The organism is Paraliobacillus zengyii, assembly GCF_003268595.1.
Taxonomy (GTDB): Bacteria; Bacillota; Bacilli; order Bacillales; family Amphibacillaceae; genus Paraliobacillus_A; species Paraliobacillus_A zengyii.
Map to the genome: position 1 here is coordinate 3,080,707 of NZ_CP029797.1, position 23,937 is coordinate 3,104,643.

20 protein-coding genes are annotated in these 23,937 nt (G+C 34.1%); all 20 read right to left on the reverse strand.

What is annotated here, in order from left to right; translation table 11 throughout:
* Positions 1-16: 16 nt before the first annotated feature.
* The 20 genes from DM447_RS15365 to DM447_RS15460 all read right to left on the reverse strand — a co-directional run bounded on the left by DM447_RS15365 (position 17) and on the right by DM447_RS15460 (position 23,700).
* Entirely contained in the window at positions 17-1,531 is a 1,515-nt protein-coding gene (locus DM447_RS15365; protein WP_162632668.1) for an oligosaccharide flippase family protein, read from the reverse strand.
* A 35-nt stretch (positions 1,532-1,566) separates the two neighbouring features.
* Positions 1,567-2,673, reverse strand: a complete 1,107-nt coding sequence (locus DM447_RS15370; protein WP_162632670.1) for a polysaccharide pyruvyl transferase family protein — start codon at positions 2,671-2,673, stop codon at positions 1,567-1,569.
* A gap of 38 nt (positions 2,674-2,711) precedes the next feature.
* Positions 2,712-3,713, reverse strand: coding sequence for a glycosyltransferase (locus DM447_RS15375; RefSeq protein WP_112182071.1), 1,002 nt, complete (start codon positions 3,711-3,713; stop codon positions 2,712-2,714).
* Positions 3,714-3,754: 41 nt separating this feature from the next.
* On the reverse strand, positions 3,755-4,912 hold the full coding sequence (locus DM447_RS15380) for a glycosyltransferase family 4 protein (protein ID WP_112182072.1): 1,158 nt from the start codon (positions 4,910-4,912) through the stop codon (positions 3,755-3,757).
* A 13-nt stretch (positions 4,913-4,925) separates the two neighbouring features.
* Positions 4,926-5,498, reverse strand: a complete 573-nt coding sequence (locus tag DM447_RS15385) for a glycosyltransferase (RefSeq protein WP_162632672.1) — start codon at positions 5,496-5,498, stop codon at positions 4,926-4,928.
* Positions 5,485-6,066, reverse strand: a complete 582-nt coding sequence (locus DM447_RS15390; RefSeq protein WP_112182074.1) for a glycosyltransferase — start codon at positions 6,064-6,066, stop codon at positions 5,485-5,487. Before DM447_RS15390 ends, DM447_RS15385 begins: the two co-directional genes overlap by 14 nt.
* A gap of 25 nt (positions 6,067-6,091) precedes the next feature.
* Complete coding sequence (locus tag DM447_RS15395) at positions 6,092-7,045, reverse strand: GDP-mannose 4,6-dehydratase (RefSeq protein ID WP_112182075.1); 954 nt, start codon at positions 7,043-7,045, stop codon at positions 6,092-6,094.
* Positions 7,046-7,048: 3 nt separating this feature from the next.
* On the reverse strand, positions 7,049-8,038 hold the full coding sequence (gene gmd / locus DM447_RS15400) for a GDP-mannose 4,6-dehydratase (RefSeq protein ID WP_112182076.1): 990 nt from the start codon (positions 8,036-8,038) through the stop codon (positions 7,049-7,051).
* 59 nt (positions 8,039-8,097) lie between these two features.
* The gene (locus DM447_RS15405) at positions 8,098-9,234 is read right to left on the reverse strand and encodes a glycosyltransferase family 4 protein (protein ID WP_112182077.1); all 1,137 of its coding nucleotides are present in this window, start codon (positions 9,232-9,234) and stop codon (positions 8,098-8,100) included.
* Entirely contained in the window at positions 9,235-9,924 is a 690-nt protein-coding gene (locus DM447_RS15410; protein WP_162632674.1) for a glycosyltransferase family 4 protein, read from the reverse strand.
* The gene (locus DM447_RS15415; RefSeq protein ID WP_112182079.1) at positions 9,921-10,367 is read right to left on the reverse strand and encodes a glycosyltransferase; all 447 of its coding nucleotides are present in this window, start codon (positions 10,365-10,367) and stop codon (positions 9,921-9,923) included. Before DM447_RS15415 ends, DM447_RS15410 begins: the two co-directional genes overlap by 4 nt.
* Before the next feature lie 21 nt (positions 10,368-10,388).
* Positions 10,389-11,522 carry a glycosyltransferase gene (locus DM447_RS15420; protein ID WP_112182080.1) on the reverse strand — a complete coding sequence of 378 codons (1,134 nt, stop codon included), beginning with the start codon at positions 11,520-11,522 and terminating at the stop codon, positions 10,389-10,391.
* On the reverse strand, positions 11,503-12,933 hold the full coding sequence (locus tag DM447_RS15425; RefSeq protein WP_112182081.1) for a hypothetical protein: 1,431 nt from the start codon (positions 12,931-12,933) through the stop codon (positions 11,503-11,505). The genes DM447_RS15420 and DM447_RS15425 overlap by 20 nt, the downstream gene beginning before the upstream one ends.
* Before the next feature lie 23 nt (positions 12,934-12,956).
* A complete protein-coding gene (locus tag DM447_RS15430; RefSeq protein WP_112182082.1) occupies positions 12,957-14,105 on the reverse strand; it encodes a glycosyltransferase family 4 protein in 1,149 nt (382 codons plus the stop codon).
* Positions 14,106-14,127: 22 nt separating this feature from the next.
* Positions 14,128-15,060, reverse strand: coding sequence for a glycosyltransferase family 2 protein (locus tag DM447_RS15435; protein ID WP_112182083.1), 933 nt, complete (start codon positions 15,058-15,060; stop codon positions 14,128-14,130).
* Positions 15,061-15,085: 25 nt separating this feature from the next.
* Positions 15,086-15,733 (reverse strand): sugar transferase, encoded by a 648-nt coding sequence (locus DM447_RS15440; protein WP_112182767.1) that lies wholly within the window; start codon positions 15,731-15,733, stop codon positions 15,086-15,088.
* Between the two features lie 85 nt (positions 15,734-15,818).
* The gene (galU, locus tag DM447_RS15445) at positions 15,819-16,697 is read right to left on the reverse strand and encodes a UTP--glucose-1-phosphate uridylyltransferase GalU (RefSeq protein WP_112182084.1); all 879 of its coding nucleotides are present in this window, start codon (positions 16,695-16,697) and stop codon (positions 15,819-15,821) included.
* Positions 16,698-17,452: 755 nt separating this feature from the next.
* Positions 17,453-18,139 (reverse strand): CpsD/CapB family tyrosine-protein kinase, encoded by a 687-nt coding sequence (locus DM447_RS15450; RefSeq protein WP_112182085.1) that lies wholly within the window; start codon positions 18,137-18,139, stop codon positions 17,453-17,455.
* Positions 18,117-18,863, reverse strand: coding sequence for a YveK family protein (locus DM447_RS15455; protein WP_112182086.1), 747 nt, complete (start codon positions 18,861-18,863; stop codon positions 18,117-18,119). Before DM447_RS15455 ends, DM447_RS15450 begins: the two co-directional genes overlap by 23 nt.
* A 214-nt stretch (positions 18,864-19,077) precedes the next feature.
* Positions 19,078-23,700 carry an AAA family ATPase gene (locus DM447_RS15460; protein WP_162632676.1) on the reverse strand — a complete coding sequence of 1,541 codons (4,623 nt, stop codon included), beginning with the start codon at positions 23,698-23,700 and terminating at the stop codon, positions 19,078-19,080.
* Positions 23,701-23,937: the final 237 nt, after the last annotated feature.

Genomic DNA, 23,937 nt, shown 5'->3' on the forward strand with positions numbered 1-23,937 from the left:
CTTACTTATTAGGTACTTAACTCGCTTTCCTTAAAACCATTCTCTTTAATGGTTTTACCAACATATCCTTCTCGCTTCTATTCATAAAGTATCGAAACATGATTCCACCATAAAATGCAGTTAATAGTAAAGAAAATACTAAAATATCAAACCAAGTCGTAACACTTAGTAATCTTTTAAGTATGACTCCAATTATAAAAACAAGCGTCATTGGAATGAATAGCACAAAAACTTCTTTAAAATATCGCTTCATCTCGATACCAACTTTAGCATAGTTGAAATTCATAACGATCGTATTGATTATCTTCCCTATTAATGTTCCAATTGCAACCCCAATAACACCATAAGTAAGGGCTAATGGAATACTAATAGCTAAATTTAAAATTGCTACTCCTAGATACAACTTTGACTGAAAAGCGTGTTTGTTTTTTGCTTGTAAAATAGACGTGGCCAGTACTTGAACTACTGGGATAAACCTTGATGACATAACTAATAACGCAACCCAATAGGCTAAGACATAATCAACACCAGCCCAGATTACGATAAATTCATTACCAACAAGAGCAAATCCAGTTAAAACAAGAGCAGCTAATAAAAATTGAATCCTAGAAACTTTAATAAACATATTTGTCAGTTCATGATTTGATACATTCTTAGATACCATTTGAACAAGTCTAGGTAAGAAGAAACCACTTAAAACCATTGTTAATTTTGTATATAATCCGTTTATCACTTCCGCTACGTTATAAATAGCAACAGCAGCTGTATTTACTAATGCACCTAAAATAAACATGTCCGTTCGGCTATAAATAAAATCAGCTAAACTTGCAATAAAGACCCATAAGGAATACATAGAAATCTCTTTCATCAGTTTGAAATCGAATTTATGTAACTTAATTTTAGTTTTAAGTATGACAAAACAATAGTAAACATCAATTAATGATAATAAAAAATTGACGATTGATATTGCTATCAAAACGCCAATCGAAGAAAATCCCATAAATAATATCGTAACAGTAATAATTGGATTTGTTATGAATCTTACTACAGTAATTAATTTATTGAAGATGAATTTTTCATGTGCAATTATGATTCCATTAAATAGTTTAAGAGGAAAAGATATTCCTAATGTAACAGCAACTATTTGAAGCATAATTGTAAACTTGGCCACTTCATCCGGGGTTAATCCATTTGAGAATATCTTATCCGCTCCAGTAGCAGCAAGCATTCCAGCTAAAAAAGCAATTAATCCGATAATAGTGTATAAAACCAAGAACATCGCATTAATGTTTTCATACTCTTTTTTATTATCCTTTTCTTTAAACTGTGTTACATATTTTACAATTGCATTTGAGAACCCAAAGTCAAAAAGAAATAACATCCCCATGATAGACAGCGCTAATGAATATAAGCCATATTCTGCCTGCCCGAACAGTCTTAGTGTAATAGGTGTAATTAATAAACCAGTTATTATATTAATAAATGTACTAATATACGTTATTATCACACCAAATTTAATTTGCTTACCCAAGATTTTACCTCTTTTCTTACTGTTATCCATTAAAATTAAACAATATTCTCAATACCCTTTTCCTTTATGACTTCCTCAGAAAAAATAGTCTTTAATATTTTACTATAATAGATTGACGTGAAATTATTTTCATAGTTTAATTCACTTTCCTTTAGGTCCAACAATTCATTAATATGCATAGTGACATCTTCCTTGTTCTCTACAAATCTAATGTATGGAAGATGCTTGATCCACTCATAAGTTCCTTCAACCTTGTGGTTATAATTCCCGAATACAATACAAGGTGTAGATGTTATAGCTGCAAAAACCATTCCGTGTAATCTGTCAGTAATTACCAATTTTGATTTTCTAAAAGAAGACCAGATTTTTTCAAGTTCTTCTTCTCTATTATCTTTATATATTGTCTTATTGATGACAGTGTCAGTAAAATTAACATTATTTTCATAAGTAGTGACCTTTTTTATAAGCTTATCTTTATAAGTATCATCTAAAATTCCTTCAACATCATTCCTAAAACAAAATAAAATATTACTTCTAGTTTCAGATCCTTTGGTTTGATTTAAATATAATACAATGTCAGGGGTAAGCAGCACATTATTATTTTCAAACTCATTTTTCATAATTCCAAATGATTTCTTTTCGCGTGCTACTAGAATCAGACGTTTGTGTGAGTTATATATTGCTTTAGTTTTATCAAATTCTCTTTTTCCAACTGCAGAGTCTTCAAAGTAAATGGTTTGAGGAAAAAGAATTATTTTCTGCTTTTGAAATAACCCAATAATTTTACGTCTAATTTCTTCCTCTCCTAAATATTCAGATCCCATATTCCCACCACCTTGAAGCATTACTACATCACTTTCCTCGAGATACTTTTTAAGTGTTTTCAAAGAAAATTTAATCTCACTAATCTGAATTTCAAATACATTATAAGTCTTACAATTTTCTTCAAGAAATTTTTTTTCAGCAAGAGTTATTGCCTGATCTCCTAAATTACCGTGCTGAGGAGTATCTATTAATATAATTCTAGATTTATCACTTTTCTTAATCATTTCACAAGTTTTTTTAGCATTTAATCTGATATAAAACCTATTAAGATGCCATTTAAATTTTTTAGCTACATACCTTCTAATTTTGCGAACCATCATCATAACCACCTTTTAAGTAAAATCATTTTCACTTTTTAATATTCAACCTTTCGTCTTATATTTACAACTTTATAGATCCATCTAATTATGAATACTGGCGTATAACGAAAAAGGTTTCTAGTTATTTTCATTTTTTTAGGACTAGGAAATATAGAAAACAAATGCACATTCATTTTATAGTAGTCTATTAGACAATTTAATACTCGCGTTTTATTTTCAAAGTTCGACTTTATCACTCTGTTTATCGTAGCTTTAATCATTCCTTCTAAACTTTTAGTTGCCTTTTCCTTTAATTCAAATAAATCATTATCATTATAGAATTGTATCTGATTATAGTATGCCTCTAATTTATCCAGACTCTTAATGGTAAAACCTTGACCCATTATACTGTCTGATCTCTGCAAATAGAAATACATCTTTTTAGAAGTAATCGCTACTGTATTTGCACGATATAAAATTTGATAAGTCGTTAATTCATCTTCATGAACTTTACCTTTCGGGAAAAAAAGATTGGTGAAAAGATTACTTTTAAATAATTTGTTCCAAACTACAACCGTGTCCCCATAATTTAAATTATATAAGTTGTGAAGAATATCTAATTTGTTTAAAACAACTACATCTTCTATCGTTAAATCTTTCCTTATTGGTGGTGTGAATTCTTGATTTTCTTCTACTATCTGATAACCACATTGAGCTATATCAGCATCATTAGTTAAGATCAACCCCAATAAAACTTCATAAAAACTCAAATGAATATAGTCATCTGAATCTATAAAACTAATATACTCACCAGTAGCAATTGCTAAACCAGCATTTCTAGCATCTGAAAGTCCACCATTTTCTTTTCGAATAACTACTATTCTTTTGTCCATAGAGGCATACTTATCGCAAATTTCAAAACACCGATCTGGTGAACCATCATCAATAAGTATTATCTCTAAATTAGAATATGTTTGATTTATAATACTTTCAATACATTTACTTAGGTATTTCTCTACTTGATAAATTGGCACAATAACACTTATCTTTTGATCCATGAATTTACCCTCACTCTTTTTGACATTATATAGCGTAATTACTAATACCCTTCTATCAAGTCTCTACATAAATCTTTATAAGGTGATTTGAATTGATTATTCTGATGTGTATTTTTCATGCCCTGTTTTGCTTCCAATATTGTTTTTGCAAGTGATCTCGAGTCCGTGCGCTCAGCATAATAAATATTATTCATCATTACTTGCCATTCTTGTAATCCCCCACTATTAAACACAACTACAGGTTTACCTGTTCCACGTGCTTCCGGGACAACTAAACCAGCAGCTTCATACCAAATAGAAGGAACAACAACCACATCTGTTTCTAAATAATATTTACTTACTTCATATCCATTAACTCTTCCAATAAAATTAATATAGTTATCTAAACCCTTTTTCTTTACTAGAGCTTTTAACTCATCCTCATACCACCCTCCTCCAACAATTTCACACATAACATTAATATTATCTTGTTTCATTCTTGAAATAGCCTCTATTAAGTATTGAACTCCTTTGTTATATGACAATCTCCCTACATACAAGACCTTTAATACGTCTGTATTGTTAGTTACTTTTATTGGCCCTAAGTCAGTAAGGTTTCCTAGTGTAATATCAAATAGCTTTATTTTTTCAGACTTTATATTCTCTATTTCTAATGTTTTCTGCATTGCCTTTGTTGCAACATAAACAGTCTTACACTTATTTAGTATTACATGTACTTCCTTACTTTTATTAAATAGTCTATATGCCTCTTTCGGTGCTTTATTCGTACCACATTTTCTAACATACCAATTGACCATACACATATTACCAGTGGCAGCTTGGCAAATTTGATCATTATCCCTAAATAATCTAGTTCCAGATGGACAGGTTGCATTGTGTACAATAGAGAGAACATTGTATTTGGAGACAATCTTGGTAATTTTATCTGTAGTTTCAACACCCACGTGCCAAATGATTGCATCCGGATTATAATCTTCTATATAACTAAGCCAGGCACTACTGAACTTTATAATTTCACAGTTAAGCTCATCCCCCCAACTAGATGTATTATCATGATCTATACATATAAGTGATGTTTTAACTCCTTTGTTTATAAGTTTTTCAGTTAAATCATATATAAATCTTTCTTTTCCTCCACCACTATGGAAGTCATCTGCGATTTGTAATATTTTCAATCTATCACCCTCTAAAATCGTCATTTTTAAACTGGTTTTATCTAATCTTTTTCTTTTTATAATTAGTAAGTGAGCGCTCTACCAAATTAACAGTGTTACGAACGTGGAATGAGTGTTGGAATTTTAGATATCCATTAATTGCTACATCTTTATATAATTGCTCATCCATTATAATTATATCGATCTTTTTCGCTAACTCATTATAATCTCCAGGCTCATAAAAAATCCCTGAAACACCACCCTCAATAATCTCTAAAGGACCACCAATTGCCGATGCAATTACAGGCTTCTTAGCAGCCATACCCTCTATGATTACTCGACCAAAAGGTTCTTCTCTTATCGAGGCATGCACAATTATATCTATTTCTTTTATCATTTCACTGACATCATCTCGATGTCCAAGAAAAGTAATATAATCACAGTCTTTAGCAAGTTCAATTATCTCTTTCTTATAGGCATGTTCTCCTTTTTTATCAAACAAAACATCACCAATAATTAAAAACTTCACCTTTGGATTTTCTAGGTGAAGTAACTTCGCTGCTTTTATAAATACGTCTTGGCCTTTCCATCTTGCGATTTGTCCTATGATTGCAACTTTAAACTCCTTCACTGGTTGTAACCTCCTCGACCGGAAGAATGCCGTTATAAACTACCTTAATCTTTTCACTTTGTTCAAATTGCTTCGAAACAGCCTTTGAAATACAAATAACTTCATTTGTTAAATGAGAAAGCCTTATAAATAACCGTTTATTAAGTCCATCCTCAAGTATATCTCTGACATGCCAAATTACTTTTGTAAACGATAACTTCCCAATAATAGCACCAATAAAATGTGCTTTCATTGAGTTGGTGTATAATACATTCGGCTTGTTTCTCAATGTGAATAGTAATAATCTAATAACTGGAATCACCATATAAAAAAGTGAAAATAGCTGAAGAAAACTTCTTTTATCACGATTATATTTTAATATTTTATTTGGAAATGGAACGACAGTAACATCTACATCGTTGATTTGCTTCACTTTTTCTACTAAGGCTCCTTCTTCGAAACAAACAAGTAAAACATCGAATTTATCTTTATTTATAAATCGAAGAATATCCAACAAACTTCTTTCACCACCACCTATTGTTGAAGTGTGATTCAAGAATATAACCTTTATCCTGTGATCTTTTATCAATAGTGTAACCCTCCGCTTAAAAGATTTATATTTTCACCGATACCGCGGCTCTCCACCAATCAAGTGTATCTTTCAAACTATCTTTAAAATCATGTTTTGGTTTCCAATCAATCGTCTGTTGGATTTTCGTCGAATCCCCAACAATATTTTCCACTTCTGAAATTCTATATTTGGCATAATCAATTTCTATATTTATTGGTACATCTGCCAATTCAATCAAGTAATCCAATATTTCTGAGATTCTCCTTGAAACACCAGATCCGATATTATATACACCATTAGGAACATTATTTTCTATTAATAGTACATATGCATCAATGATATCTCGAACATCTGTAAAATCTCTTTCTGCTTCCAAGTAACCTACTTTAATACTATTACTAGCTAAACCCGCTTCTACTCTGGCAATTTCAGATGCAAAGTCACTAATCACAAATCCTTCTTGTTGACCTGGTCCAAAGTGATTAAATGGTCTTACATGGATATGGTTCAGGTGATACTTTTTTGCGATTTGCTTCGCTACTTCTCCAGCTGCAAATTTACTAGTTGCATATGGATTCTGTGGCAAACAAGGACTTGATTCACTAAGCTTGTTGGTATATTTTGCAGTTATACCATACTCTTCACTTGAACCAATAGTAAGTATCTTTGTGCTTAATGACAATTCTCCAACAACCTCTACAATATTAATTGTTCCTATAATATTGGTGGTCATTGTATACGTTGGATCAACCCAAGAATTTATTACATTACTTTGTGCAGCTAAATGGACAATCACATCAGGCTTTATATAATCAATCGTATTTTTGACTTGTTCCTTATCTAAAATGTTTATCTCTACAGAACGTTGTATCCTTACTATGTCTTCCATCTCATCTATTTGTTTGACTCCTAGAAATACTTCGTGATTTCTACTTACCAATTCCCGCTCTAAATACCTTCCCACAAATCCGTTTGCTCCTGTAATGAGGATGCGCATAATTTACACCCCTGCAACTAAACTTACTTCTTTTTTAACCCTTTGCAAGTCAGCATCTACCATCATTCTTACTAACTCATTTAAGCTTGTTTTGGGCTTCCAATTCAATTCCGTAATTGCCTTTGTTGGATCTCCTAATAATACTTCTACTTCAGCTGGACGATAGAATTTAGGATCGATAATAACAAAGTCCTGATAATCCAACTCCAAATATGAAAAGGCTATATCACACATTTCTCGTACTGTTGTTGTCTTCCCAGTGGCGACTACATAGTCGTCTCCAACTTTTTGTTGTGTCATCAGCCACATTGCTTCAACATAATCTCCAGCAAAGCCCCAGTCTCTTTTAGCATCGATGTTACCAAGCCTTAACTCGCTTTGTAATCCAAGTTTAATCCTTGCCGCTGCATCAGTAACTTTTCTAGTAACAAACTCAATACCTCTTAATGGCGATTCATGATTGAACAAAATACCACTTGATGTATGCATACCAAAGCTTTCGCGATAGTTTACCGTAATCCAATGGCCATATAACTTAGCTACTCCATACGGACTTCTTGGATAAAAAGGCGTATTTTCTGATTGCATCGGTTCCTGAATGAGTCCAAACATTTCACTCGTAGAAGCTTGATAAAAACGAATAGTTGGATTTGTTAACCGTATTGCTTCTAATAAATTCACTACACCTACACCTGTGACATTAGCTGTTAATACCGGCTGTTCCCACGACGTTCCAACAAAACTTTGTGCTGCAAGATTATATACTTCTGTTGGTTTGGATAGGTTTAAAGCTCTTATTAAAGAAGATAAATCTGTCATATCTCCTTCTATTAACTGGACTTCCTTTTTAATGTTTAAATAATCTAGTCGCCACGACGTATCCGTGCTTCTTCTAGCTATTAATCCATATACCTTGTAGCCTTTATTCAGTAAAAGCTTCGCTAAATATGCCCCATCTTGTCCTGTAATACCTGTAATTAATGCTGCTTTCATACAACTGCCTCCCTATATTTTTTACATTAAAAAAACCAATAAAATAATTATTGGTTGGACTACACTGACTCTAATAATTTGATTCTCTGCTGCCATGAACACTCACTTATAACCCACTTATGTCCTTCTTTACCCATTAGATTTCTTAATTCAACACTATTTGTTAGAGAAATTAATTTATCTGCAATTTCGTTTACATTTAATGGATCTACTAAAAATCCTGTTTTTCCATCTCTAATAGCATCAGGCATTCCTCCACTATTACCACCAATCACTGGAATTCCAAAGTAATTAGCCTCAAGAAATACAATTCCGTATCCCTCTACATCACCTTGATTCCCTATTTGTCGACTAGTCATAATAAACACATCTGCTACTTTATACCACGAGATTAATTCTTCGTTAGAAACTTCTCCAGCAAATAAAATGTAGTGATCTAATTGTTTGTTTTTCACTTGTTTTTTTAGCGTTTCTTCATAAGGGCCCTTTCCACAAATAACATAAAAGATCTCCTTATTTTCTTCTAAAGCTAATTCTATTGCTTCGATTACATTATCATGTCCTTTTCGTTCATGTAACCTTGCAACGGTAAGAACTATTTTCTTATTTTTACTGATACCATATTCATCCCTAATATCTTTCTTTGTTTCTAGTAACTCAGGCATGGAGTAACCTGGGCTTATTATTTTAATTTTTTCATTACTAATTCCTAATGACGTTATAAGATCTTTTGTATAATTACTTATTGTTATTATTTTTTTTGTCTTATTCAAGATTAATTTAAGTATTCTAGATTTAATAGGAGAAATTTTAGCATGTGAAATATCTAAACCATATAGATAAGCGTATGTGGTAACTTTATTCCCTAGTAACATTATCAACAATCCAATTGGAAGCGTATTACCAAAATGAATCTCCTTTATATTATGTTGTTTAATAATTCTCTTAATTTGAAATAATAATGGAATTAATTTAACTAATTGCTTTAAAAAATTAATACCGTTTGAAATCTCCGTTCTGTAAATAATGAATTCTTGTAATTTATCAAACTGTTTATTCTCATCGTTATCCCCACTATTTGAAGTTAAAACAAACGTTTTACTGGGGTCTAAATTGGAGATAATGCCATATAAATAGTTCTGAATTCCTCCTTTAATAGGAGGGAAATCAACAGAAACAAATAAACGATTAGTCACTTAGACCACAACCTTATTATGTTCTATATTTTTATTCATACCTTCTAATTCTTTTATTATTCTAGAACCCATTTGTTTATTTGAGAATAAACGAATAGCTCTACTTCTGCCGTTTTCTCCAAGTAATTCCATGTTTCCATTCGTAATCATTCGTTCTATTTCACTGGCAATAGTTTTACTACTACCATCATCCACAATCGTTCCAGTCACACCATTTTCTACAATTTCAACTGATCCTGGTGACTTAGCTACAATGAGTGGTTTGGCATGTAACATCGCTTCTACCATCACAATTCCAAACGGTTCACCTGTGGCTGCATGCACATAAATGTCCATCGCATCGTAATAAGGTGAGACATCTAATTGATTTCCAGTAGTTGTCACGTAATCTTCTAATCCTTTTTCTTTAATCATCTGAACGATTTTATTTTCAAAATCATTATCAAGATTGTAAAGATTACCACCCACAAGTAGTAGTTTGACTTTCTTTTCTTGCTTTACTAAAATATCCAAAACTTCAATTAATTGATCTTGTTTTTTCCAACTTTGAATTCTACCCACATTACCTAAAAGTATCGTATCATCAGATATTCCTAACTGTTCTCTTAAAATTGATCTATTTTTAGAGTTCGGAACGTGTTTAGCTATATCGGAACCTGGAAAACTACAAAATACAGGCTTATTTGTCAATTTTTTTGTGCATGCATCGCTATTGTTGATGAAGAGCCAATCTTATTGGCAGGTAATTTGGAAGACAGTTTATCAAATATATTTGGCGGTTCTGGTACTCCATGCTGCCACCAGCAAGTTGGAATTTTTGCTAAATAGTTAGGAATTGCCGTGAACATATGCGCTTTTGACATCCAACTTAAGATTACATCAGGTTGTATTTCTCGTAATATCTTTGAATATTTAAACATCCAACTAATTACTCTTGGAATGTTTCTCATTTTTGCGTTCTTAAGAAGAAATGTTTGTACACCTAATGCTTGAATAGCGTTTTTTAACTCTCCTTCTTGCATAAATAATACTTCTACTTCATCTTTATCTTTCATAACACTTACTAGCTCATATAACATGGATTCTGCACCACCACCCAATTCACCAACAGGAGAAATTAGTAATACTTTCATTTTTCACCTCCGATACTAGTTTCATATTACTCCTTCAAAAGCCTTTATTAATTGCGTTGCTATTCCCTTATTGCCATATTGCTCTACCGTTTTTTTTCTAATATTGTTAGGATTAATTTCATTCTGATACATCTTTTCTAACTGCTCTGCTAGTTCTTCTACATTTTCTTCTTCAAACACAGAATCCATTCCAATACTTTTAAGTACAGTTGGAATCTCACCACATGTACTTCCAATAGAGGGTACACCACAGGCAGCAGCTTCTATTAAAACTCTTCCAAATTGTTCTCTCCAATTGGCCACAGTTCTAGATGGTAGAACATGAACATCCATACAATTAAACCACATTGGCATTTCACCATGGATTGCATCTTCAACAAAGAGAACATTTCCGTTTATCTCAAATTCACTCACTAATTCTTTCATTCTAGTCAACAATGGTCCTCTTCCAACTACTATTAGATGAATATTAGGTATAGTAGTCTTAACTTGATTGATTGCCTCTAAAAGCAGATCCACACCCTTTTCTTCTACCAAACGTCCAGCAAAGCCAACAACAAAAGCATCATCTGGTATATTTAATTTTACTTTTGCCTCCTGCTTCTGAGCAATTGAAATATAAAAATGTTCCTCATCAACACCTAAAGGGATCTCACAAATATTATTCTGATATCCTTTTTCTCTTAATACAGTAGATACATCTGTACTTATACTTACTGCTAAGCTAGCATTCTGATAAACATACTTTTCCATTTTTTTAAATATAAATGGATAATCCTTTTTAATATTCTGTGCAGAATAGAAACCAACAGCTTTATTCATTGGAAGAGCCCCCCTTAATGCTTGAAAGCAACTAATGGAATATGGTTCTTCAGCTACATAAATTGCATCAGGCTGAATATCATCAAGAACTTTTCTTAAACTTTTTTTATAAAAATGTAACGGGATGCTATCTTTTAAAAAAGTCGGTATTTCAATAATCCTTCCTTTAAAACTTGGCCATCTTTTTACTTTAATTGGTTCATTAGTTAATCCTGGTGCTATAAAGTTACTCGGAACAATCAGGTCAACCTTATGACCAAGCTTTTCTATCTCACTATAAACTTGTTGATTTATATCAGTTACACAAGCATGACTAACTACTGCTAGATGCATTTAATTCACCCCGTTTATTTACGTATTCTTTATGAATCCATCCAATGAGCATCCAGATGATAATAGGTGTTAAATAAAATCCACCATTGATCCATTGACCTAAACTTCCAACTAGTATTCCTAAAGTAGCTACCATTTCAATACTTTTTTGATAATTCACCAGCCAAATAACTCTATAAATTGTTAACCCAATAATTATCATGTAAATAATACCGCCTAAACCCAATCCAACTATCATATTAGATATATCAACTTCTGTAGACATTGCAGTTGAACCTGCTACTTTATCTGCCGCCTTCGTTATTGATGCAATTCCATGGCCAGCAGGATTCTGAAATAGTGTCATCATTCCATCAGTAAACCGATTGATATGACCAACACCTGTTTGATCTTCTGATAATGGATCAATTAGTCCAGCTATCATATGTTCTATTGTTGGTTCAGCAATCCCAAACCAATTTGGATTAACTAAAGGCAATAACAGCCAAATTAAAAAAACTCCTATCAAGGAGGTTATACAAGCTACAACTCTACTCATTAAATTTCTTCTAGTCATAACTATAATTAGGATACTTGCTAAAATCATAAAGAAAATAATTGTTCTTGAACTTGCAAAGATTATAGAAGCTAAGGTCACTATCACTATTAATACATGAAGTAACTTATTTTTATCAACAATCATCCTTGAAAATGCAACTATAAAGGTGATCATTACAAAATAGACAGACTCTTGTGCACTTGGAAACGTACCAATTGCCCTTACCCTATCCTCAGCTAAATACAATGCTGCATATCCAGAAATCTCTACCCATGCCATTTCAAAGGGCAGTAGACCAAAAAATGTTTGATAAATTAAATAGCTTGCAATGATTGTTCCAGTTACTTGAATGATATTAACTATGATTCTTATATTATCTTTATTAAAATTATAAAATGAAATATAATACCATAACCAAGGTATAAGAATATACATACTAGCTATTAAACCAGTTATAGGACCTCCAGATAATGGATTCACCACTTGAAAACAGCCAATTAGAAATAATAAAGTCATTAATTTGTCTGGTGATTCTCTTACTACTAAAGGCGTTTTTTTGTGTTCCCAAAACATGATCAACGCCAATAAAACAGTAAGGACTGGTCCTAAAATTAAAAGGGGATCAAATCCACTCCATCCTGCAATCGGAATTAATGCTCTTCGAATTAAACCCATAAACACCAAATAGATAATTAATAAACCAATAATTCGTTCTCGATAATGGATTGTCAGTGCCATAATTACAATAAATAAGGATGCGAATAATAGGTTTCTCACCATCCCTGGGTGAATCGAAAGTCTTCCAATAACAAAAATACTAGCTAACAATAGTACAAATAATAAATTAAATCTCTTATCGAATATGTGAGACAACCAATATCACCCCCTTTATTCATTTACAGATCGACTAATCTTTTATAGTGACTTGCGAATAGTTCGTATGTCTTATCCCATGTGATTGCTTCTGACCGTAATCTTACTTCTTTAGACATTTTCTCTCTTAATGAAGCATCTATAGCAAGAGTTTCAAATGCTTTCTGCAATGATTCTTTATCTCGATTTATTGTATATCCTGTTATACCATTCTCAGCAATTATGTTAGAAATACCTACCTTTGTCATGATAATTGGTAGTCCACATGCACCTGCTTCAAGTGAAGCGATACTAAACGTTTCATATAGACTTGGTAAAACATAAATGTCAGACATTTTATAGAATAAAGATGGATTTTCTTGAAACCCTTGAAAAATAACATGATCACTTACCTTCTTATCAAATCCTTGAAGTGCTTGTTTTATATCTCCCTTGCCAACTACTAACACTTTTGCATTAATTTGAGGATACTTAGAACGTAATCCTTCAAATGCAGCTAAAATAAGCTGTAATCCTTTTCTAGACCAATCTCCACCAACAAAAACAAATACCAAAGCGTCACTTGGTATACCATATTGCAGTTTGTATTTTTTCTTTTCTGTTTCACTTACGGGCTTAAATGTGGTGGTGTCTACTCCATTGTAGATAATGGTGACATCTTTCTCCTTGTAGCTAAAATGTTTTAATATTTCTTCTTTAACATGTTCAGACACAACAACTAGGTTTGGAATATGTTTCGGACGATAGCATATCTTTTCCATTACTATTGCAAATTTACCTTGCAACCAAGAGTTGATTTTATGTGCGAATGACTTCGCTCCTTTAACACGATCATTATATCCCAAGCTGTTATAGGCTTTATGACAGAAATGCACAGTTGACATTTCAACCCTATTTAGCACAATTGCGCCAGTAGTATGAACAAAATCAAACTTTCTTATGAGTAATAGAATGCTCACTATTATAGTGAACAACAAACTTTTTAAAAAGACTGGACGTTGAGGTATTGGTATTCTTATAAAGTTCACATCTGGGTAATCACCAGTAAATTCAGTAGCTATAACCGTAATATCAAAATCTTTTCTTGAACGTTTAATAATCTCGGATAGGTGGATCTCCATCCCACCTCTATTATTCACATTATGGGCTACAATCGCTAACTTCTTCTTCAATAAAAACGCCACCCTCTGTTCTTTACGTTAATGCTGCATTTTTTGCTATTTTCATAGCTTTAATCTTTGTCGTAAAGTTAATCAAGAATTTCCTACATGCTAGTTTCGGACTTTTTAGAATCAATCGCATTAATTGCAATACTCCTGGCTTATCAGCAGTGCCGATAAAAATAGACCAAGAAATAAAAATAAACCGTTTAAATGGGGTTTCCATAAATTCAGTCATTATCAATGTTTCATTATAAACAGCGTAATAATAAGCCTCTGGATTAAAGGTGTTGCGTTCATCTGCATCAAATCGTTGTGCTGGGAAGTGATCGATGGAAACCGTTGGATCATAGATCAATCGCCAGCCACTCTTTTTGACACGAAGACTAAATCCCATATCATTATGAACTTGGGCACCATTACCAAGTAGTCTTTCATCGAATTGCATACCTTTAATCGCTGCTCTTCTATAACTCATGTTTGCCCCTTTTAAAACTTCTACATCTCGTGCTGGTCCGGAGCCTAAATGATGATTGCCGATAACACGACCGAACCATTGGACTTTGCCAACGAGTTCTTTTTCTCCATTTAGTTTTTTATTGCCTTCATGGACCCAGTCACGGCCACCAACGCCACCTATGTCATCAGATACGGAGAATATTTCTGTAATTCTCTTTAACCAGTGTTTATGTGGTGCCGTATCATCATCTAGTATGCTAATGATTTCATTTTGCGACGTTGCTAATCCGATGTTCAACGCTGCCACTTGTCCTGGTCGATCAACTTGATAGATTTTAATAATGAGTGAAGAAGTATAATTGCCTAAAAAGTCTTGTGTGTGTTTATCTGTATCCCTGACAACAACAATTACTTCATCCGGTAGCAATGTCTGTTTGCTTAAAGCCTCTAAGCATCGTTTCAAATCTTCTGTACGTTTATACGTTGGGATAACAACGGACGTTTCCATTTCTCACCTCCATTCTCTTTTAATTTTAATACGCATCTTTTGATCCAAATAAAACGAATATTGTTTTGGCTATTAATTTAATATCAATCAACATATTTCTTTCCATAATGTATTTCAGATCTAAATCGACCCATTCTTTGAAATCCAGATTACTTCGTCCATTGACCTGCCAGTAACAAGTAAGGCCTGGAACCACTTTTAGTCGTTGCTTCTCATACTCATTATATTTTGCAACTTCCTCTGGTAATGGTGGCCTTGGTCCTACTAAACTCATATCTCCTTTTAGTACATTGATTAACTGTGGTAGTTCATCTAAGCTCGTCCTTCGCATAAACCTTCCTATTTTCGTAACGCGGGGATCATTTTTCATTTTGAATACTGGCCCTGTTACTTCATTTTCTTGTAAGAGTGTTAATTTTAATTCCTCTGCATTGGAGACCATTGAACGGAATTTATAAATAGAAAAACTTTTGCTATCTTTACCTAGCCGTGGCTGGCTGAAGAAAACAGATCCGTGTTTATCTTCCAATTTAATAAGTACACTAATAATAACCATAAGTGGTGACAAAATAATCAACCCGATAACAGCACAGATAATATCAACCATTCTTTTAGTAACTAAATATATTCTACGTTCACTAGTAGCTATATCTTGGTAGGCAACATTTCTCATTTCTTGTGCGACAGTATGGTCTTTGGGAACTTGCAACTTGTATCACCAACTTTCGGATTATCTTTGTCTTTTTTATCAGTTCGACTTAAAGTACTGGTTCAGCTAGCATCTCTTTGAGCATCTGTTCCACTTCTGGTCCTATTTCTTTATTTTGCAAGGCGAATTCAATTGTTGTCCGAATAAATCCTAATTTTTCACCAACATCGTATCGTTTCCCTTCAAAATCATAGCCATATACGCGTTGAATTTGATTAAGTTTTTGAATCGCATCTGTTAATTGAATCTCTCCACCTGCTCCAATTTCTTGTCTATCTAGGAATCTGAAAATCTCTGGTGTGAAAATATAACGACCCATAATTGCTAGATTAGATGGCGCTGTACCAGGTGTTGGCTTTTCTACAAACTTATTAACTTGATAGCGACGACCAATCGAAGTGTCTGGTTCAATGATGCCGTAACGATGTGTTTCACTCTCTGGTACTTGTTGTACACCAATAATAGAAGATTGCGTTTGTTCATATTGATCAATTAATTGCTTTAAGCACGGCACATCACTTTGGACGATATCATCACCAAGCAAAACAGCAAATGGCTCATCCCCAATGAAATTACGTGCACTCCACACTGCGTGTCCTAAGCCTTTTGGTTGGCTTTGACGTATATAATGTATGTCTGCAAGGTTCGAAGCGTATTCGACTTTCGCTAATAAATCTAACTTACCTTTCTCTGCAAGGTTTCTTTCCAACTCAGGTGCATTATCGAAATGATCTTCAATCGCACGCTTCCCTTTACCTGTTACGATGATGATATCTTCAATACCTGATGCGACTGCTTCTTCAACGATGTATTGAATCGTTGGTTTATCTACAATTGGTAGCATCTCTTTTGGCATTGCCTTTGTCGCTGGTAAAAAACGCGTTCCTAATCCCGCTGCTGGTATGATTGCTTTTCTGACTTTTTTCATCTTTTCCTTTTCCCCCTTGAAATAAATGAGTGCATTAAATAGCTAATGGAACAATACTTTTCTATTAAAATACTGTTTCACTAACTATTTAATAACCATAGTTAGTAATTTAATATGTATAATGGGCATTTAACCCGACCTCATCACCACACTACTGCTGACATGCGCTAAGGTTCTGGACTTTTATCCAACCCACAGTGTGACCGAGTGCTTCCATTGATAAAGGTAAGGAAACATCACCTATAAAAAACTTAATATTCAGAAATCTTATCTTGCTATGATTTTTTTGCTGCTATTTGTAAGTTCTTGTTTATACTATTTCTAATTACATTCGTTCTTTATTACTTTTAATCACTTGTTATTAATCCCTATGACTTATTTATAGCAAACAATAAGTTATATGCCATATATCCAAAGATATAGAACGCCAAATTTACCTAAAAAACATTAAATAATTATCTATTTTAATAAGGCAATTTTCACGAAGATTGTTCGTTTGCAATATTTGGACTTAAGAAACTCCATCGTAAGAAGTATTGAGTTCTTACCCGCTCCTCAAATGAAATTGACTCCCTTTCCGTGGGCACGGCTTCAGCTCGCGCTATTCCCACAGGAGTCTCGTCAATTTCACTTGATACGCTAGTTTTTGTATATAAATACATGTAATGGATCATAGTGTTTACGTCTTAATATAATAAAACGTTATGTCGCAGTAAAAATTATATTTCTAAAGGAATTCGCTTCGCTCTGTTGATTTACTTCATATACTGGTAGTGATTTGATTTTTTCTTTTCCTGATCATTTAAGACGATGCCTAAGATTTTGGTGTGAGTCATTTCAAATAGTTCGACCGTTTTCTGTACGCCTCCAGATTCTGTATGCTTACTCCGAAATACTAACAATGCACCATCACATATAGTAGCTAGTACTTGTGAATCGGCAACTGCAAGCGCTGGTGGTGTATCAAAAATAATTAAGTCATACGTTTCTCTTGCCTCGATTAAAAAATCTTTCATTGCCTTTGAACCTAATAATTCAGATGGATTAGGTGGAATCGGACCACATGTTACTAAATCCAAATTTGGTACTCCACTTTCTAAAACCGTTTCTTTCAGACCCATGTGACCGGCTAGGATATTACTAAGACCTGTTTGATTATTTTTTCGAAAACGTAAATGTAAAGCAGGCTTTCGCATATCTGCATCAACAATTAAGACCTTTTTATCTTGTTGGGCGAAAACAACAGCTAAGTTAGCACTTGTCATTGTCTTCCCTTCACCTGGACCTGGGGAAGTAACAATCATCGCGTTTATATTACTATCTACTGCCATGAATTCAAGATTTGTCCGAACTGTTCGGTATTGCTCAGTAATGACTGACATCGGGTTACTTCGTGCTAAAAGACTTGTATACTGTTGGCTAGACTGTTTTTTTCTTGGCATTTAGTAAGACGCCCCTTCCCCTTTTACGTTGCGCTTTCGTGAATTCTTCTTTTAAAATAACGCCTTTATGATCAACATGGGATATAACCCCAATGACTGGGATGTCGACTAGTCGCTCAATATCCGCCTCTGATTTAATCGTATTATCAAAGTAACCGAATAATAGAACTAATCCTGCACCTACCATCATTCCAAGAACAACTGCAATTGCGATATTAAGCACCGGATTCGGGCTGATCTGTTGAGCACCCTTCGCTTCTGCTATAATATTTACGTTGTTTACATACATTAACTTTGGTATCTCTTCTTTAAAAACTTCTACAACTGTATTTGCAAGTCTTACTACCTGTTCTGGATCGTTATCTGTCGCACCTACTGTTACAACCTGTGAACCAGACTCACTTGACACAGTGATGTTCTGCGCAGAAACGCCACGTCCGAACTCTTCTGATACAATGTCTAAAATTCTAGGACTCCTAATAATGACGTTGTATGTACTAATTAAATCGATATTTGTACTAATTTGACTAGCATCATACGTTGGTTGCTCCTGCTCTTTTGTTGTCTGAACAAGGAATTGGGAACTAGATTGATAGGATGGTGTGACCCAATAGTAACTAAATAATCCACTTACAGTCCCAGCTCCAATAGCTAGTAATAAGATCCACACGAAGCGTTTCTTTATGACCTCAAACATTTCCTTTAGTGCATTTGCCTGTTGCATCTTATCCCTCCATTTCGTTTCTATTAGTTAATTCATCTATTTCAGCTTTAAGAAACACTAACTTGTTATTAGTTATACTATGAACCTTTACCTACCTGCATATATCAAAAGTTATAGTGCGGATTAAATCGACTTATAAACACGTCATATAAAAAGTTTCTATTGATTACTTTTCGGCTAGAATGCAAAAAAAATAGCCCCAAAAGGAACTATTTTAGCCTTGCTTAATTAGTTTTAATTCATTTGCTTTAAAGACAGCTTTCGTTCGTCGTGTGACATCTAATTTCGAGAAAATATTGTGATTATGGACTTTCACTGTACCGATTTTTAAACCTAACGTACGTGCTATCTCTTGATTGGACAGTCCTGCTGCCATTAAGTTTATAATTTCTAATTCCCGTTCGGTAAGCTCTTCAAAGAGCATCATATCTGGGTTATCATCTTCCGTCTCATTTTCGACCTTAGGCTTTTCGCTAATTTGAAAGGTTTCCAATAGCCGATTAACAAACATCGCTTGGGTGCCAAGGTATTTTACAATCTTGGCTTGTTCTTCAGCGAATAAATGCGCAATCCAACGATTTTCTAAATATAAGATTCCTTTAAACTCACCTTGAAGCGATAATGGTAAACACAATACCGATTTGGGCAGTTGTTGTTTTAAATAGGCGTCACTTTGATACGCTTTCTGATATGCTTGGTCATCCGTCCGTACCTGATTCTTCGTTCGGGCCACATACCGTATAATTTGCTGTGGAATTTCCACTGATTGCTCAAGTGTTTCATTCACAAGTATGAAATCTGCTGACCCTTTTACTATAGCCGTTACGGTAATCTCATCCCCCTTTGTGATGAGCAGGATAGCCTTTTCCGCAAGCGATTCTCGCTTAATAGAGAGCATTAATTTTTTTAAAGAAAGCGCAAAGTCCATCTCTTCAGCCATGGCTTCTGATGCTTTCATAATAGTAGCTAGACTATTGACTGGATAAGCATCCAACTCATCTTGGATCTGTAAAGGTTCATTTCGATAAGCTTCAGACATCACCACGTTGTCTTTTTCGATAGGAAAGTACGCTGGATAAGTCTGACGGATCGCTTTTGCTTTAGCCTTTAATCCCCAGTTGTTATATTCCTCCACAGCTACTTCTAGGGAAAGCTTAGCCATTCGCGTTTTCCCTCTAATATGATAGAACTTACCTGCTAGTTCATTCGTAATTGCTATATTACGACCAAATCCACTTTTCTCTACTGCAGTAATTGCCTGATCATATAAGATCTCTGCTTTATCAGGATAGTCAAGTACTCTCGCATATTCCGCTCGAATTAACCATTCCTTATGTGCATAGTTCTCCTGATTATGTTCTCGCCATTTTGCTAGTTGTTCTAAGTCAGAACGCAACATTCTCGTCCATTTCATTTGTTTCTCTCCGATTTCATCTTTCCAACATTCCAACATGGCTAACGCTTTATAGAAATGGTGCTCACCTAAGTGTGGTAGATGGTTAGCATATGCAATATAAGCTTCTGCTTTTACCGCATAGGCCACAGCTTCTTGATAGGCGCCATTTAGATAGCAAATTTGGGTTTTATACGTATAAAACTGAAACAAGGTAATATTTTTCGTATCTTGTTGCTCAATTTCCGCAAGAAACATTTCTTCATTAAAAGATGCATCATTCATTGATAAAGGTTGTGCTGTCATACTTTGCAAACATTTGGTAAACTGTACATAAACTTGTGCATTTTTTAACACGAAGTTTTCTCTAATTTGCTCCAACGTCTCCACATAACCTTGATTAACACGACCAATCGTAGCCAATGTTTCATGGACATAAATTCTATTAATATGGGCACCAATCGCCATACTTGTATAGATATAGTCACCAACACGCATGCCTAATGTGATAGCTTTCTTTAAGTAAGCAGTGCCTTCTCCTTGTATACCATTTTTATCCCATTGACAAATAATACCACCAAACATCATATATGTTTTACATTGAACCGATGCAAGATTTGTATCATCCGCAAGATCAACTGCTATTTTGCCAATCTGATAACTGGAATCAAACTCCTCTAATTCGGTACAAAGTAAAATACCATAACCTGCAAACACAGCAGGACTAACGTTTGTTTTCCCATGTTGTAAAATCAATTGCACGAAATTACATATAATCAGTGTGAAAACGCCTTTGTTTGAAAAGAAGCTCGGTATAAACAATTGAAACAAGACGGCCATTATGGCATCAATCTCTTTATCTTCCGTATCAGGAATATCCTTCAATTTCGTTAAATCTTTAGGCAAAACCGCCTTCGTGCTCCTAATTGCTTGTTTTTGAAGTTGATCAGTTGGGTTTGTTGGAATATTTATATTCATCTCATCCAAACAATACAGACCAGCATTGATAGCTTCTTCATACTTTCCTTGATTAACATATTGGATAATAATTTTACAATAAACCAAAGATCTTTCAGACGACGAACGTGCTTTTTGCAACAAGTCGGTATAAATATTATCTGCTAATCTATAATCACCACATTTATAAGCTGCACCTGAAAGCTCCAAATAGAGTTGAAAAGAAAACGTGAAATCTGTTTGCCATTTAGATGCTTCCATCATATCAGCTGCCGATTGAAAATAGTGCAAAGCTGTATCATAGGCAGTCGATTCTTTTGCTTTATAACCAGCCCGGTAGTTTAATTGAATGAGTTTATCTTTCTCCGTTATTTCTTTGATTAAAGTATTTCCTTTATTATAATGATCGACTGTTTTATAAATAAGCTCTTCTTTTGGATCAATACTAATTAAGAATCTACCAAGTCCTAGATGGATACGTTGTTTATCCGTTTCCGTATTTAAACTATATGCGATTTGTTGAATGCGGTCATGAAAGAAATGATAGCGTTTATTACCATTCTCTAGATCAGGCGGTAAGATAAGTCCTTCCTGTTCAGCGATCTCTAATGCTTCTCCTATTTCTTCAGAGGAGAGCATCGAGAACAACGCTAGATCTTTCTTATAAAAGGAATTCCCAAAACAAGCCGTAATTCGCAGTGTATCCTTCACATTCACAGGTAGTTGACTAATCTTACTAATCATATGGGAAAGAATATGTTCTTGATCTTTAATCGTATGAATCGCGATTTCATTCCATCCCCACTTTTGAGATGCGTACTCAAAGGTGATCCACTTGTTACGATAAATTAATTGAAGTAGTTGTTCCGTGTAAAAAGGATTCCCAGCCGTTTTTTGAAAGACTAACCGTGCTAAACCTCTTGTATCAACTAGCTCACTATCAAACGCATCTGCCACGAACTGTTCTGTATCTGTAATCGATAAGTCAGGTAGTTGTAATGATGTTGTTCGAACGCCATACTGATCCATGTCTTTAAAAGACGCCTCTATGAAGGTAGCTTGTTCTTCCACACTTCCTCTAAACGATCCAATCACAATAAATCGATGACAGTTTGGATCGGTTAATAAAGAATGAATTAATCGGATCGAGGCTTGATCTGCCCAATGAATATCATCTAGAAACAATACCAATGGATAATCGATACTCGTAAACACCTGAACAAATTGACGAAAGACGCTAATAAACCGATGTTCTGTCTCCTTTTCAGACAATAGTTCCATTCTTTCTTGCTCGCCAATAATTGCCGTTAATTCAGGAATCACACTTGTAATAACATAACCATTCGTCCCAACTGCAGTAAGAATTTTGTCTTTCCAGTCTGCAACCTGTTGATTTGTTTGCGTTAAAATTTCAGAAACAATTTCTCGAAAAGCTTCCACTAACGACTGATAAGGGACATTGTTTTGCATTTGATCAAACTTGCCTGAGATAAAATAGGCTCTATTTTGAATCATATGTCTGAATTGATCATTAACTAATCTTGTTTTACCAATGCCGCTCGCACCATTTAACAACACCAACTCTGTTGAGCCAAAGGCAGACTTTTGGAAGAGATCATATAATACTTTTAGTTCGTCCTCTCTACCATAAAAATGATTCGGAAGTTTAAAATGACCATCGATCCGTTTTAACGATAAACGAAACGGTTCAATTGTTCCATGTTCTTTTAACGCATTCCAACAAATAGCAAGATCTTTTAACAAATGACTACCAGACTGATAACGATTTACTGGATTCTTTGCTAACAAAGTCATCATAATATCGTTAATCATTTTCGGAATCGTGCGGTTCATTCTTGTTAAGGAAACAGGTTCAACCGCAATGTGGCTATGCTTCCAGTTAACGTTTTTATTTCCTGGGAAAGGATGGCTCCCATTGGTAAATAATACGTACAATAACATGCCTAGTTTATATAAATCCGAACGATGATCATAAGTCTGTTCTTGTTTAAGTAACGCCTCAGGTGATTGATATTTATTCTTAAATGGCTCTATTGCATATGGTAATGGTATTATTTTAATTTGGTTAGTCGAATCTAGGATAAGTTGATCTGGCGTAATCGTGAGGTTTATTTTCCCTTGTTCGTGGTAGTGGTGTATGGTTTCAACTAGATGAAGTGCTATCTCAAGTTTATCTAAGATCGTTAGGGTTTTATTTTTCAATGCCGTTCGTAAAGGTTGACCGTCAGTATCCTCAAACAGTATGCCTTGTTCGCACACGTTAATTGGAACTAGCATGTTCGGTAAGCTGACTTTTTTCAATATGTAGAACTCTCTTTCTAATTCCGTTTGCGAAGAAGTGGAGCAATTTATCTGTTTGCGTAACAGTAGCGATTTATCCGAGCTATCTGGGATTCCTCTTAAAAATTGAAATTCTCCAACACGCCACATCGGTTCGATCTCGTGAAATTCCAATTCTGTCAACATAAACATGCCTCCTTTTCCTTATTAGGTAATTAGTTGTTTGTACATATAGTACCAAAGTTATAGTCAAATGCAAGGTTACTTTTTTGCTAAAAAAAGTAACTAAAACCTTATCAATAAAGGGATTTTTGACGTATTTTCACTTAACTTGTCGAATGACGTTATAAGATAAGGCAATACCGACTAAATGAATAGGTATAATTTAGCGAAATAAACAAAAAAGTTTTTTATATTTATTTT